We start from the raw sequence: 14,170 nt of genomic DNA, 5'->3' as shown, positions 1-14,170 counted from the left end.
ATGAATGAGACATATACCGCTGTTGCGGCCTTCGCGCAGACCTGGGGCCTCATCTATTTCATGATCCTGTTCGGCGTGATTCTGGCCTATGCCCTGTGGCCGAAGAACCGTGAGAAGTTCGATGACGCCGCCAAAATCCCGTTCCGGGAGGACTGAACCATGGCAGACACGCACGACAAAGAAATCGACCGGATCTCCGGTGTCGAGACGACCGGCCACGAGTGGGACGGGCTGAAGGAACTGAACAATCCACTGCCGAGATGGTGGCTGTACAGCTTCTATGCCTGCATCGTCTGGGCCGTGATCTACTGGGTGCTCTACCCGTCCTGGCCGCTGATCTCCAGCTACACCACCGGTGTGCTGGGGGCCAATCAGCGGACCGAAGCGACCGCCGCCTTCGCCGAGGGTGTCGCGGGGCGTTCCGAGTTCGCCGACAAGATCATCGCGGCGTCCCTGGAAGACATCTCCAGCGACCAGGAACTGCAACAATTCGCGCAGGCGAACGGGCAGGCCGCTTTCGGCGACAATTGTGCACCTTGCCATGGCTCGGGCGCAACGGGAGCCGAAGGCTATCCAAATCTGCAGGACGATACCTGGCTGTGGGGCGGAACGCTGGAAGACATCCACACCACACTGCTCTACGGCATCCGCTCGGACCATGAGGACGCGCGCATCGGAGAGATGCCGGCCTTCGGCCGAGACGAACTTCTGACCCGGCGGGAAATCGCCGAGGTCGCCAACTTCGTGGCCTCAAGAGCGGGTTTCGAGACCGAGGACGGTATCGATCTGGCCGCCGGGCGAGTGCTCTACGAGGACAATTGCGCGGCCTGCCATGGCGATAACCTGGAAGGTATTCAGGACGTCGGTGCGCCGAGCCTGATGTCGGCCAATTACCTCTATGGCAATTCCCTGGACGACATCAAGGCGCAGATCCATGCACCGCGCAACGGTGTCATGCCTGCCTGGGTCGACCGCCTGGACCCGGCGACGATCAAATCGCTGACGGTCTATGTCCACTCCTTCGGGGGCGGTCAATAAGCCGCGGCACTGCGGCAAGGCGCACTATGGGCGCATGAATTGATCCGGCGCAAAGTCAGTCCGCTTGCGCCGGATTAGTGTTTGAGATGTGAGAGGGCTCGGAGCCCGGCTTGCATTCGCCTGATCCTGATGGGGCAGGATCATCATCTACAGAAGGACGGACGGGTATGTCTACGGACACCGAAACCCAAGAAGGCACGCAATCGGACGAATGGTTCGCGTCGGCCAAGAAGATCTATCCCATGGCGACCCACGGCCTGTTCCGCAGGATCAAGTGGACGCTGCTTTTCATCACGCTCGGCATCTATTATTTCCTGCCGTTCATCCGCTTCGACCGTGGGCCGAATGCTCCCGATCAGGCCGTTCTGGTCGATATGGTGCACAAGCGGGCCTACTTCTTCTTCATCGAGATCTGGCCGCAGGAAGTCTATTACCTCACCGGCCTTCTGATCCTTGCCGCGGTGGCGCTGTTCCTGATGAATGCGGTCGCCGGCCGGATCTGGTGCGGCTATCTGTGCCCCCAGACTGTCTGGACGGACATGTTCCTGTGGATCGAACGCAAGGTCGAGGGCGACCGGCGGGACCGCATCAATCTGGACAAGGAACCCTGGACCTTCGGAAAGGTCCGCAAACGGGTCACCAAGCATTTCTTTTGGCTGATGATCGCCTGGTGGACCGGCGGAGCCTGGGTTCTCTACTTTAACGACGCGCCGACGCTCGTCTGGCAGCTTCTGACCTTTCAGGCGCCGCTCGTCGCCTATGTCTGGATCGCGATCCTGACGGCGACGACCTATCTTCTGGCCGGTTTCATGCGCGAGCAGGTCTGCATCTACATGTGTCCCTGGCCGCGCATTCAGGCGGCGTTGACGGACGAAAAGGCCCTCAACGTCACCTATCGCTGGGACCGGGGCGAGCCGCGCGGCTCCCTGAAACAGAACAAAAAGCTGATAGAGCAGGGCCTTCCGGCTGGAGACTGCGTCGACTGTTACCAGTGTTTCCAGGTCTGCCCGACCGGGGTCGATATCCGCAAGGGCATGCAGCTCGACTGCATCCAGTGCGGGTTGTGCATCGATGCCTGTGACAACATCATGACCAAGGTCGGCAAACCGACAGGTCTGATTGCTTACGATACCGACGAAAACATCCAGCGCAGGATCGAGGGCAAGGAGCCGGTCTATGAAATCGTCCGGCCCCGGACGGTGATCTACGCCGCGCTTATCGTCCTTGTCAGCGCCATCATGATGTTTGCGCTGCTGACCCGGGACTTTGCCGACATCAGCGTCCTGCATGACCGCAATCCGGTCTTTGTGGAACAGTCCGATGGCACGGTACGAAACGGCTATACGGTGCGTCTTTCCAACAAGCGCCAGCATCCCCGCAGTTTTATGCTCAATATCGAGGGCATGCCGCCCAACACCAGGATGGAAGCTGTCGGCGTGGAGACCACCTTCGCCGGGCGACCGATCATCGAGGTCGGGCCGGATACCACACGGGAAGTCCGCATCCTTGTGACTTCGCCGCCCTGGGAACAGATGTCCGCTTCAACGCCGGTGACCTTCCGCATCACCGACAGCGTGATGGGCGAGGTGGTGACCGCAAAAGACAATTTCAAAGCGCCGGAAAAGCCTTGAGGAGGATTAAATGTCGATGGTTCAATCCAGCATGAAGGACCCCAAGGCAATCACCGGAAAGACGGTCCTTGTCTGGCTGTTCGCCTTCTTCGGTGTGATCTTCACCGCGAACGGCATCTTCATCTATCTCGCGCTCGGGTCGTTCCCTGGCGTGGTTGAAGATCGCCCGTATGAAGCCGGTCAGGCATATAATGAGGAAATCGCCGCAGCCAGAACACAGGCGGCGCTGAACTGGCAGGTTTCGGGCGAAGTCATTCAGGCCGTGGAAGGCACCGGCCGGCTGGTCGTGACCGCGGCCGACGCCGGTGGAACGCCTCTCCATGGTGTTGAAGTGCGCGCTCTTTTGCGGCATCCGGCGCGCGCAACGTCGGATATCGAAGCCATTCTGACCGCCGATGGCGGGGGGCGTTATACTGCGGATCTGGAGAAGGTTCCGGCAGGCAACTGGACACTTATTCTCGAGATCGAAGCGGAAGGTGTGCGGAAATTCAAATCCGAAAACCGGATTTTCCTGAAGGAATAGAGCAATCGGCGTGACGGTTCATCAGCGCGACTGGCAGGCTTTCGTAACCCCCGGCAAGGACGGTGCTGTCCACATGGATCTTGCCGTCGACGGCATCACCTGTGCCGCCTGTATGGGGGACATTGAGCGCGGACTGAAACGCCTGCCCGGCATCCGTACGGCCCGCGTCAACCTGACCAGTCAGCGCCTTGCGGTCGACTGGGTGGAGGATCAGACCGGGGCGGATGAGATCGTCGCCGAGCTGTCACGGCTTGGCTACACCGCCCATCCGTTCGACCCGGCCAGCCAGAAAGACCGTCAGGACCGCACCGGCAAGGAGCTTCTGCGCTGTCTTGCCGTCGCGGGCTTCGCCGGCATGAACATCATGCTTTTGTCCGTTTCCGTATGGTCAGGCAACGCAACCGGGATCGACACGGAGACACGGGACTTCTTCCACTGGCTGTCGGCCCTGATAGCCTTGCCCACGGTCGCCTATGCCGGGCGGCCTTTCTTCAGAAGCGCCTTCAAGGCGCTGGCGTCCGGGCGCCTGAACATGGACGTGCCGATCATGATCGGTGTGGTTCTGGCTGTGGCGCTGTCCGTTGTGCAGACGGTGCAGCACCAGCATCACGCCTATTTTGAGTCGGCCGTCATGCTGCTGTTCTTTCTGCTGGTGGGCCGGTATCTCGATCACAACATGCGCGGGCGCACCCGCTCCTTTGCCGAAAACATCGCCGCTCTCAAGGCGGAAGTCGCCGCCCGGATCCTGCCCGGTGGCGATGTGCGGGAAGTCCCGCTCTCCAGGATCGCGACGGGCGATCTCGTGCTGGTGTCGGCGGGCGAACGGGTTCCGGTCGACGGCGTGGTCGAAACGGGAACCTCGGAGATCGATCAGAGCCTTGTCACCGGCGAAAGCGGTCTTGTGCCCGTGGAGTGCGGTCAGCGCGTCTATGCGGGAACGCTAAACGGTTCCGGTGCACTTCAGATGCGCGTCGAAGCCGCGTCCGGGGCAACGCTGCTTGATGAGGTCAACAGGCTTCTGGAAGCCGCCTCGCAGGCGAAATCGAAATATGTCCGCATCGCCGACCGGGCCGCGCGGCTTTATGCGCCGGTCGTTCATGGCGCTGCCGGGCTGACCTTTCTGGGCTGGCTGCTCGCGGGTATGGAGTGGCAGCCGGCGCTGGTGATCGCCATTTCGGTTCTGATCATCACATGCCCCTGCGCGCTGGGCCTTGCCGTTCCCGCCGTTCAGGTGGTCGCCTCGGGGCAGCTTTTCCGCCGTGGCGTGCTGCTCAATTCCGGTGACGCTATCGAGCGCCTCGCAGACATCGACACCATCCTTTTCGACAAGACCGGCACGCTGACCCTTGCCGAACCCGAGATCTGTGGCCCGTTCGACGCGAACGATCATTTGACTGCTCTGGCGGGTCGCCTGGCGCTTGCCAGCCGTCATCCGTTGTCGATGGCCCTTGTCAGGGCAACGCATGCTCTCATCCCTTTGTCAGAGGTGAAGGAAATCCCCGGTGCCGGCCTCGAGACGGTCGTGGAAGGCGAGCGCCTACGGCTCGGCAGCCCGCAGTTCTGCGGCGCGGCGGCGCAGCAGATCGAGGACGTCTTGAGGGAGGTCCCCGGTGCCTCGCTTCTTGCGATCAGGCTTGGCGACAAGCCGGTGCGGCTTCTGCCTTTCCGTCAGAGCCTGCGGCCGGATGCCCGAGCTGTGATCGATCATTTGCAGGCTACGGGATACGCGCTCGAGATCGTTTCAGGCGATACGCAACCGGCCGTGTCCGGTTGCGCGGTGGCGCTTGGCATCGCCGACTGGCGCGCCGGAATGAAGCCTGCGCAGAAGATTGCCCGTCTCGAAGCGCTGCAGCAGGCCGGCCGCAAGGTGTTGATGGTAGGCGACGGCCTGAACGATGCACCGGCGCTCGCCGGAGCCCATGTCTCCCTGTCGCCCGTTTCGGCGGTTCATCTCAGCCAGGCAGCAGCGGACGCGGTGTTCCTGGGCGACAGGCTGCAGCCCGTTGCCGATGCGTTGCATCTGTCGAAACGAGCCCGTGCGGCCATCGAGCAGAACCTTTGGATATCCGCCCTTTACAACATGATCGCGGTCCCTGTGGCTGTCGCCGGCTTCGTGACGCCGCTGATGGCGGCCGTCGCCATGTCCGCCTCCTCGCTGGCCGTTACGGCCAATGCCCTTAAGCTGCGTTGGGGCGAGGGGCGCCCCGTAGGCCGAGCCGCATCTGAACGGGCGTCGGGCGAAAGGCCTCAAGGATGATGCTGCCATGGATGTCCTGATCTATCTGATCCCTATCGCGCTTTTCCTCGGAGTTCTCGGCCTGGCCGCATTCCTGTGGTCCTTGAAGAGTGGCCAGTTCGACGATCTTGAGGGCGCCAAATGGCGCATTCTGGAAGATGACGACCTGCCGGACGACTGAACCAAAGAGCCGCTGCTTGACCACCTCTCTTTGAGGAACTAGCGCTGTGGTCTGGGCAATCTGGATGGGACGAGGCTTGGAACAGTTTCCTGACGCACACAGGGCGGGCTACGCGGTCTATTCAAACACATCGCTCGCCCTCTATGACGCTTTCGTACTCGGGCTCACCAACCGGCTCATCTGGCGTTGTCCGAGCCGTCACATGATTGACCTCTACAACAACCATCTCTCGGCGGACCACCTCGATGTCGGCGTCGGGACCGGCTTTTTTCCGCATAGGGCGACGTATCCCGTTTCCAATCCCAAGGTGACCCTGCTCGATCCGAACGTGCACTGTCTTCAAAAGGCAGCCGGCCGAATTCGGCGCTATGGGCCGCTTACGGTTCAGGCGGACGCCCTGGTGCCCTGGCCGTCATCCTTGGGCAGGTTCGGCTCCATTGCGCTTTCCTATCTGCTGCACTGCCTGCCGGGCCCCCTGTCCGAAAAAGCGGTGATCTTCGATCACCTGCTGCCGCATCTTGCCGACGACGGGACTGTTTTCGGCGCGACGATCCTTCAGGGCAATGGGCCCCGATCCGCTGCTGCCCGCCAACTCATGCGCCTCTATAATCGCAAGGGTGTCTTTTCGAACGAATACGACACAATGGAAGGTCTGGAGGCCGAGTTGTCACGCCGCTTCACTCGGGTCGAGTTGAAGCCGATCGGCTGTGTGGCACTGTTTTCTGCCAGGTCGCCGAGAACCTGAGTGGGTTCCGTTTCAGGAGAAAATGTTGGAAAGCACCATGCCGGAGGCCAGCAGCAAAAGGCCGATACCGGAGAGAAGCAAGAGATTTTCCCTGATCTTCTTGCCGGATACAGGCTCGGTCAGCTTGCGCTGACACGAAAGCGTTTCCTCCTGATTTGATGTTTCCAGATCCTGGCACATGTTTCGTACAATCGTTGACAAAAGTCTCTCGCCTGTTGCTGCGTCCTGATCGAGAATGGTGTCGCAGGCTTGAAAGACCCGTTAACACCGCTTCGGCAAAAAGATTAATTCCACGCAAGATTACCGGGCCGTGAATACCGGCGTGTCGTTTCAAAATGTTCCGTAAAGCACTGATCAGCAATGATCGGCCGCGGCTGCAGTTTCATACGCATTGAGCGGGTCTTTTATCGGAAACTCCGAGGCTAACCCATTGTTCAGACTTTCATGACAAGACTTGGCTTGAAACTTAGGAGGATTTGGTGAGCCTTGATCTTGCCTCACTGACATTCCTGCTGGTCGAGGACAGTGCCTATATGCGCACCATCCTGCGGACCATGTTGCAGGGCTTCGGCGCACGCCGGATCGTGGAAGCCGAGGACGGAGCATCCGGCCTCGAAGCGATGGACCGTGCCAATCCGGATATCCTGATTCTGGACTGGGTCATGCCCATTCTGGACGGTGCGGATATGGTTCGCATGATCCGCAGTCCGAACAATCCCTTCGCTTATATCCCGATTATCATGGTCACGGCCCATACGGAGCGGAGCCGGATTGTGGAAGCGCGGCGCCTGGGCGTTCATGAACTCCTGTCCAAACCGATCTCTGCCAAGTCCCTGTATCAGCGTGTGTCGAGTGTGATCCTGCAACCGCGCGATTTCATCAAGACCGCGACCTATTTCGGGCCGGCTCCTCGGGAAATCCGCAACCGCCAGAAAATCTGGCAGGCCGGTCAGGGACCTGAACCGGCTGAGAGCGAACAAAACGCCGTGTCTATCGGGTAATTCCGGACGTTCGAAGGTTGCTTGCATGCTGCTCAGGCAGCGGAGTGTGCCTTCGGAGCCGCGTAGACCGTGTTCAGCGCATTTTCAGATCTTGCTTCCATCTCATCGGCGAACAGCGCCAACACGTCCAGATCCACCGTATAATGGTCAAGCAGAAACTGGGAGAGGACATCAAGTGGAAGGTTCTGATAGCCTTCTATCGCCGCCATCAGAGCTTCAAGAGTGTCCAGCCGTTCGCGCAACTTGGTCATGGGTTCCGTTGATCTATTAATCTCAAACTGGAATGTTATTGTTAATAATACGTAAGCTATGTTTAGGCAAGCCGTGGTTGAAGTTTTTGCATTGCATTGCTGTCCATCCACAAGCTTTTCGGGAAAATGCGGATCTGACTGGAATAATTCACCGCTGAACGTCATTCTTTCGCGGCAGGGAAAGGAAACTACCTATGGTCAAGGTCATCTACGTTCTGAACGGACCGAATCTCAACCTCCTCGGCAAGCGGGAACCTGAGATCTACGGCGTCCGTACGCTGGATGACGTGCGTGCGATGTGCGAAATCGAGGCCGGGAAATCCGGACTGCAGGCCGTATTCCATCAGAGCAACGCGGAACACGAGCTGATCGACTGGGTCCATGAGGCCCGCGAAACAGCACAAGGTCTGATCATAAATCCCGCTGCCTACACCCATACGTCCATTGCCCTGCTGGATGCTCTGTCAGCCTGCAGTTTTCCGGTGATCGAGGTGCATATCTCGAACATCCACAAACGGGAAAGCTTCCGGCATCATTCCTACGTATCCGCAAGAGCGGACGCGGTGATCGCGGGATGCGGCGTGGATGGATATCAGCTCGCCATGCAGCATATGGCAACTTTGGTCACGTCTGAATAAAGTCGTCCAAGGACCGGTCGGCGCATAGTCAATACCGTCCGGTCATAAGCTGATCCGGAAACCGGATCCTTCAGTAGCCGCTGCCTTTGAAAAACTCCTGAACGATCGTGTCGGCGAGGATCTTGACGTCAAGCGGGAACGACTGTCTTTCGATGTATTTGAGGTCGTGTTCCAGACGCATACGGGCGGAATGCCTGTCTTTGGTTTCGCCTCTGAAACCATTTACCTGGGCAAGCCCCGTGAGGCCCGGCCGAACCTGATGACGGCTCATGTACCGGGGGTCGAAAACCTCATACGGCACCCCTGCGGCGATCATGCCGGGGACATGGGGACGTGGTCCCACCAGGGACATGTCACCCTTCAGGACGTTGAAAAGCTGCGGCAGTTCGTCGAAATTGCTGCTGCGGAGAAATTTGCCGACCCACGTCACGCGCGGGTCGTTTTCGACTGTCTGTGAAATGCCGGAATTGTCGCACATATGCAGGTGCATCGTACGGAATTTGATGACGGTGAAAAGCGCGCCGTTCAGGCCATGTCGTTGCTGCAGAAAAAAGACCGGACCGCGGCTGCTCGATTTGATAGCAATCGCAATAAGGGCGAAGAGCGGGATCAGCATCACCAGTCCCAGCGTGGCCCCGGCCAGGTCGAGACTTCTCTTGAAAACATTTCCACTAATCCGGTGCAATTTTCCCCGGCGTATAAAGGCCGGGTTGTAGCCGTTCGAACGCTTCTTGAGCGGGAAGCCAAGCACCTCGTAACCGGTGAAATCAATCGCCTGCCGATGACCGTCTTTACGGTGATATGAAACAGTTTCGTCAACCAACTTTGACAGCCTCTGCCTATTGCGCAGTGACCAAAACAGTTCCGAATATCAACATATTCGGTTGCGTCAGCTCACGCTAAGGCATCTTTACCAAATAGTTAAAATTCTTGGAAAGTTTTAATCCATTAAGGCTTTGGTTACCATGCGGCAGGCGGCAGGACAACATCGCGAAAGCGATTCCGTCATGAAATATTGGTAACATTTCCCACGCGAATACTGGGGAAATGCAATCCCGCGTTTAGGGAGGGGGTGCAGGTCATGATGAAGACAGGACGGGATACGATCCCTGTGGCCCTCAGACAGCAGCCAACCCTTCGGCGCGTCATCAACTCTGTCGAGTGAACTGAGAAGCTGAGCACAGCCCCCCGGGTTGTTTTCCCGGACGGTCTTCAGCGATAGCTGCATGCCCAGATCCGGGATCCAGACATAATTCGCGCCTTAGGCGCGTCTTGTTTCATGATTTGAAAGGCTTGACTGGTTGCGTGCTCGCTTGCGCTCGCGCTGCTCTTGTCCGGAAAGACGCGCTGAGGGCTCGGCTGCCGTCTGAGGGCCGCAAAAGCGGCCCATTGGGTATCATCGGTTCCGGCGTCCATGAGGCCGGACCGGCTGTGCTTCAGGCCGGCGGCTTCAGTAACTCCGGCCGACGCTGGTGTATTCGAACCCATGCGCACTCATGTAGTCCTGCGTGTAGATATTGCGCAGATCGACAACCTTCGGAGCTTTCAAAAGGGATTTGACCCGCTCCAGATCCAGTGCGCGGAACTGGTCCCACTCCGTGACGATCACCACCACATCCGCGTTTTCGATGGCATGGTAGGGACCGTCGCAGAAAAACACGTCGGACATCACGTGGCCCGCTTCTTCCATGCTGGCCGGGTCATAGGCGCGGATCTTCGCACCTTCGGCCTGCAGCTTCTCGATGATATCGATGCTCGGGGCTTCCCGCATGTCGTCGGTGTTGGGTTTGAAGGCGAGGCCGAGGAGCGCGACGGTCTTGCCTTTGACGTCGCCTCCCATGAAGTCGATGACCTTGTCCGCCATCTTCTTCTTCCGCGCGGCGTTCACTTCGATAACCGAGTCGACGATCTTCAGGTCGCTGTTGGCGTCTGCGGCGATCCTGGAAAGCGCGAGCGTGTCTTTGGGAAAGCATGAACCGCCATATCCCGGCCCGGCATGCAGGAACTTGGAACCGATGCGGTTGTCGAGCCCGATTCCCTTGGAAACTTCCTGGACGTTGGCGCCGACTTTTTCGCACAGATCGGCGATTTCGTTGATGAAGGTGATCTTGACGGCAAGAAACGCGTTGGCGGCATATTTGATGAGTTCGGACGTGCGGCGCCTTGTAACGATGATCGGTGTCTCATTGAGATAGAGAGGACGGTAAAGCTCCCGCATCACGCCAACGGCCTCTTCACTGTCCGTTCCAACCACGACACGGTCCGGCCGTTTGAAATCGTTGATCGCCGCGCCTTCGCGCAGGAACTCCGGATTGGAAACGACTGCGAAATTGGCGTCCGGATTGGTCCTGCGGATGATGGCTTCGACTTCGTCACCGGTTCCAACGGGCACGGTCGACTTGGTCACGATCACTGTGAAACCGTCGATCAGACCGGCGATTTCCTCAGCCGCCGCATAAACGTAGGAAAGATCGGCATGTCCGTCGCCCCGGCGGGTCGGCGTGCCGACGGCAATAAACACCGCATCCGCATCGCGGATGGCTTCTTCAGGCTCCGTGGTGAAAAACAGCCGCTCTTCAGCCACGTTTTTCGCAACAAGGTCCTGAAGCCCCGGTTCGAAGATCGGGATCGAGCCGGCGTTAAGGGCGTCGATCTTGCCGGCGTCCTTGTCGATACAGGTCACCACATGGCCAAAATCGGCAAAACATGTCCCGGAAACCAGACCGACGTAACCGGTCCCAATCATTGCAACGCGCATGGCAAGTCCTAAAGTTTTTCAGTGTCGGTGTTATCCGGTGCATACTGCATCCATGCCGGAAGGCACGGGTTCGGCGATACCCGGAAGGCCGGACGGACCATTACTGGGCCGCCGAGGCCGAAAACTCAATTCGAGCGCGTTGGTACCGGCTTTCGCCGCAGCAATCAATCGGCTTGCATTGAGATCAATGTCAAAGCGCGGATTTAGGCGAAACGCCGCACCAGTGGGCGGCAAACAGGGCAATCGTCCGGGTCACGCGTTTCAGCGAAGGCAGGTTCACGCACTCGTCGATCCCGTGAATGTTGCGGGTGAGCGGACCATAGGTGAGGGCAGGGATGCCGCAATGGTTCATGTAGAGCGCTGCATCCAGATAGCAGGCCATGATCGATCTGCGCAGCGGCGTGCCGGTCACGCTTTCATGGGCTGCGGAAAGCGCCGCTTCTGCCGCCGAACCTTCTTCCAGCCGATAACCCGCCTGACAGGTCCCGATCCACTCCAGCTCAGGCTTCGCCCTTGCCAGGCGCGGGTCTTCGCTGCACAGGCTTTCCAGGGCCTTTTCGAAGTCCGCCATCCTGTGCGCGGGCGTATCTCCCGGATAAAACCCGATGCGGCCCTCCAGCTTGCATTCGAAGGGGATCGAGGCCGGCCATTCTCCGCCGTGAATGGTGCCGATATTGAGGCTGGCCGGATTGCTCAGCTTGTCAAATCCGGAATGCTGATGTTTCTCGTCGTTCCAGCGCTTTTCAATGGTCTTCAAGCCGCCGATGACGAGAAACGCTGCTTCTATGGCGCTCAGGCCGGAAGCCGGCTCGCGGGGATGCGCCGGCACGCCCTGAACCGAGATCCGGAATTTGATGACCCCCGAATTGGCGAAGATGACATCTTCATCCGTCGGTTCGGGAATAAGAACGGCATCGGCTGAAGCGCCGCGAAGGATGGCCGCGGCCGTGCCGTTGCCGGTGACCTCCTCATCGATGACGGACTGGAATTCCAGCGGGGCCTGAAGCTGGAAACCCGCCGCCTCGATCGCATCGACTGCAAAGAGATTGGCCGCGAGCCCTGCCTTCATGTCGCCGGCGCCGCGCCCGTAAAGCCAGTCGCCTTCGCGGACCGCGGCAAATGGCGGATGGGTCCAGTGATCCGGATTGGCGGTCGGCACCACATCGACATGGGCGTTCAGGATCAGCGACCGGCCTTGTGCGTTTTGCGGCTGTTTCCGTCCGCTGACATTGAATGTGCCTGCGTAGTCGATTGTGGCCGGGGAATAGGCCGGATGGTCTTTCAGCGCTTCGATGTCTATCGGAAAGGTCTCGACCTGATAGCCTCTTGAATTCAGCGCGTCGGCGACAATCTCCTGCACGCCCGCTTCCTGCCCGCGCAGGGATGGGGAGCGAATGAGCTCCTGCAGAAAGGCGACTTCTTTTTCGAAGCTCGCGTCTACCGCATCTGTTATGGCGGAGATGGCGTTTTCAGGAAGCAAGGAGGGCATGGCAGTCCATATGGGAAGGGAAAGGCGGGCTGAATGTTTGCCCGCACCCTATCAATCCGGTCTGCTTCGTCAAATCTCGCGTTGAAGAGGCGAAGGCTTCAACACATCCGGTCGCGTGCTCGGCTGGTCCCCGTCACACCGTCAGAAAGCGCCTGACTTCGGTTTCCGACAGATCCGCGCCGGTCCCCGACAGAACGATCTCGCCCCTGTCCATAACCGCATAGTCGTCCGCGAGGTCCCGGGCGAATTCGAAATACTGTTCCACCAGCACAATCGCCATGGTGCCCTGGTCACGCAGCCAGGAAATCGCCCTGCCGATATCCTTGATGATCGAGGGTTGAATACCTTCTGTCGGTTCGTCCAGCACAAGCAGTTTCGGCCGGGTCACCAGCGCCCTGGCGATGGCAAGCTGCTGCTGCTGTCCGCCGGAAAGGTCGCCACCCCGTCGGCTGAGCATATCTTTCAGCACCGGAAAGAGTTCGAAGATGGTATCGGGAATGAACCGGTCCCTGCGGGCGATCGGCGCGTAGCCGGTCTCGAGGTTCTCCTTCACCGACAGCAGCGGGAAGACTTCCCGGCCCTGCGGAACAATGGCAATGCCCTTTCGGGCACGGGCATGCGCGGGCAGGGAGGAGATGTCTTCCCCGTTCCAGACGATCCTGCCGGACGTGATGCCGTGCTGACCGGCGACGGCGCGCAAGGTGGACGTCTTGCCGACGCCGTTGCGGCCCATCAGGCAGGTGACCTTGCCCGTCTCGGCGGTGAGAGACACGCTTTTGAGAGCCTGGGCAGCACCGTAATGGAGATCGATATTGTCAACTTGCAACATGGGTTCTGACCTAACGGAAACAGTATTCTGGAGGGCGTTCCGGACTCTGTGTTTCAATTCGTTTTCGGGGATGATTGCGGCTGGAATTCATGCCTGACCGTCACCGTCCCAGATAAACTTCGACGACCCGGTCATTGGCTGAGACGTGGTCGAGGGATCCTTCGGCAAGGACGGAGCCTTCGTGCAGGACCGTAACCTTGACACCCAGGGAACGCACAAACACCATGTCGTGCTCGACCACGACGACTGAGTGATCATTGGCAATATCCTTCAACAATTCTGCTGTTTCCGCAGTCTCGGCATCCGTCATGCCGGCCGCCGGTTCATCGACCAGCAGCAGCTTCGGGTCCTGGGCCAACAGCATGCCGATCTCCAGCCATTGCTTCTGGCCGTGACTGAGGTTGGCGGCGAGGTCGCCGCGCTTGCCGCCAAGGCGAATAAGCTCAAGCAGATACTCAATCCGCTTCTTTTCTGCACCGGAAATGACATGGAACAGGGTCGCGAACGGCCCGCGCGGCGCCTTGAGCGCCAGTTCGAGATTGTCCCACACGGTGTGGCTTTCAAAAACCGTCGGTTTCTGGAACTTGCGGCCGATGCCGAGTTCCGCGATGGAGGCTTCGTCCTCGCCGGTCAGGTCGATGTTGCCGTCGAAAAAAACCTCTCCGCTGTCCGGCCGGGTCTTGCCGGTAATGACGTCCATCATGGTGGTTTTACCGGCGCCGTTGGGACCTATGATGGCGCGCATTTCGCCCGGCCCGATGGTCAGCGACAGGTCGTTCAGGGCCTTGAAGCCGTCGAAGGAGACCGACACGCCGTCGAGATAAAGAAGACTGCTTGCTCTGGCCATGGG

16 protein-coding genes are annotated in these 14,170 nt (G+C 59.2%); 9 read left to right on the top strand and 7 right to left on the bottom strand.

The genetic code is table 11. The annotated features are described in order from the left end of the window. The 7 genes from OA90_RS02640 to OA90_RS02610 all read left to right on the top strand — a co-directional run bounded on the left by OA90_RS02640 (position 1) and on the right by OA90_RS02610 (position 6,354). Positions 1–156, top strand: coding sequence for a cbb3-type cytochrome c oxidase subunit 3 (locus OA90_RS02640; protein ID WP_068406794.1), 156 nt, complete (start codon positions 1–3; stop codon positions 154–156). A 3-nt stretch (positions 157–159) separates the two neighbouring features. Beyond that, positions 160–1,038 carry a cytochrome-c oxidase, cbb3-type subunit III gene (gene ccoP, locus OA90_RS02635; protein WP_068406792.1) on the top strand — a complete coding sequence of 293 codons (879 nt, stop codon included), beginning with the start codon at positions 160–162 and terminating at the stop codon, positions 1,036–1,038. 167 nt (positions 1,039–1,205) lie between these two features. After that, entirely contained in the window at positions 1,206–2,669 is a 1,464-nt protein-coding gene (gene ccoG, locus OA90_RS02630) for a cytochrome c oxidase accessory protein CcoG (protein WP_199823580.1), read from the top strand. A 10-nt stretch (positions 2,670–2,679) separates the two neighbouring features. After that, a complete protein-coding gene (locus OA90_RS02625; RefSeq protein ID WP_068406790.1) occupies positions 2,680–3,192 on the top strand; it encodes a FixH family protein in 513 nt (170 codons plus the stop codon). 10 nt (positions 3,193–3,202) lie between these two features. Beyond that, positions 3,203–5,449, top strand: coding sequence for a heavy metal translocating P-type ATPase (locus OA90_RS02620; protein ID WP_068406787.1), 2,247 nt, complete (start codon positions 3,203–3,205; stop codon positions 5,447–5,449). Between the two features lie 7 nt (positions 5,450–5,456). Beyond that, complete coding sequence (gene ccoS / locus OA90_RS02615; protein ID WP_068406785.1) at positions 5,457–5,609, top strand: cbb3-type cytochrome oxidase assembly protein CcoS; 153 nt, start codon at positions 5,457–5,459, stop codon at positions 5,607–5,609. Positions 5,610–5,685: 76 nt separating this feature from the next. Further along, on the top strand, positions 5,686–6,354 hold the full coding sequence (locus OA90_RS02610; protein ID WP_199823578.1) for a class I SAM-dependent methyltransferase: 669 nt from the start codon (positions 5,686–5,688) through the stop codon (positions 6,352–6,354). A gap of 12 nt (positions 6,355–6,366) precedes the next feature. Here OA90_RS02610 and OA90_RS28450 read toward each other — a convergent pair whose 3' ends face one another. Continuing rightward, positions 6,367–6,555, bottom strand: a complete 189-nt coding sequence (locus tag OA90_RS28450) for a hypothetical protein (RefSeq protein ID WP_156510362.1) — start codon at positions 6,553–6,555, stop codon at positions 6,367–6,369. Positions 6,556–6,833: 278 nt separating this feature from the next. Between OA90_RS28450 and OA90_RS02605 the strand changes: the two genes are divergently transcribed. Continuing rightward, positions 6,834–7,355 (top strand): response regulator, encoded by a 522-nt coding sequence (locus OA90_RS02605; RefSeq protein ID WP_082836831.1) that lies wholly within the window; start codon positions 6,834–6,836, stop codon positions 7,353–7,355. Between the two features lie 32 nt (positions 7,356–7,387). Here OA90_RS02605 and OA90_RS02600 read toward each other — a convergent pair whose 3' ends face one another. Beyond that, entirely contained in the window at positions 7,388–7,606 is a 219-nt protein-coding gene (locus tag OA90_RS02600; protein WP_068406780.1) for a hypothetical protein, read from the bottom strand. Positions 7,607–7,800: 194 nt separating this feature from the next. Here OA90_RS02600 and aroQ point away from each other — a divergent pair, with 194 nt between their 5' ends. Beyond that, positions 7,801–8,244, top strand: coding sequence for a type II 3-dehydroquinate dehydratase (aroQ, locus tag OA90_RS02595; protein WP_068406777.1), 444 nt, complete (start codon positions 7,801–7,803; stop codon positions 8,242–8,244). 70 nt (positions 8,245–8,314) lie between these two features. On the opposite strand, the gene OA90_RS02590 is transcribed toward aroQ, so the two are convergent. The 5 genes from OA90_RS02590 to urtD form a co-directional block, all read right to left on the bottom strand. Continuing rightward, positions 8,315–9,067: a sugar transferase gene (locus OA90_RS02590; RefSeq protein WP_068406774.1), complete on the bottom strand. Its 753-nt coding sequence runs from the start codon at positions 9,065–9,067 to the stop codon at positions 8,315–8,317. 627 nt (positions 9,068–9,694) lie between these two features. After that, positions 9,695–11,002, bottom strand: coding sequence for a UDP-glucose/GDP-mannose dehydrogenase family protein (locus tag OA90_RS02580; protein WP_068406769.1), 1,308 nt, complete (start codon positions 11,000–11,002; stop codon positions 9,695–9,697). A 190-nt stretch (positions 11,003–11,192) separates the two neighbouring features. Then, positions 11,193–12,491, bottom strand: coding sequence for an ArgE/DapE family deacylase (locus OA90_RS02575; RefSeq protein ID WP_068406767.1), 1,299 nt, complete (start codon positions 12,489–12,491; stop codon positions 11,193–11,195). Positions 12,492–12,624: 133 nt separating this feature from the next. Continuing rightward, complete coding sequence (gene urtE, locus OA90_RS02570) at positions 12,625–13,320, bottom strand: urea ABC transporter ATP-binding subunit UrtE (protein ID WP_068406765.1); 696 nt, start codon at positions 13,318–13,320, stop codon at positions 12,625–12,627. Positions 13,321–13,420: 100 nt separating this feature from the next. After that, positions 13,421–14,167 carry an urea ABC transporter ATP-binding protein UrtD gene (urtD, locus tag OA90_RS02565; RefSeq protein ID WP_068406762.1) on the bottom strand — a complete coding sequence of 249 codons (747 nt, stop codon included), beginning with the start codon at positions 14,165–14,167 and terminating at the stop codon, positions 13,421–13,423. Between the last annotated feature and the right edge of the window lie 3 nt (positions 14,168–14,170).

It is taken from the genome of Labrenzia sp. OB1 (assembly GCF_001624695.1).
Taxonomy (GTDB): domain Bacteria; phylum Pseudomonadota; class Alphaproteobacteria; order Rhizobiales; family Stappiaceae; genus Roseibium.
This window is presented reverse-complemented; position numbering and strand designations above follow the sequence as displayed.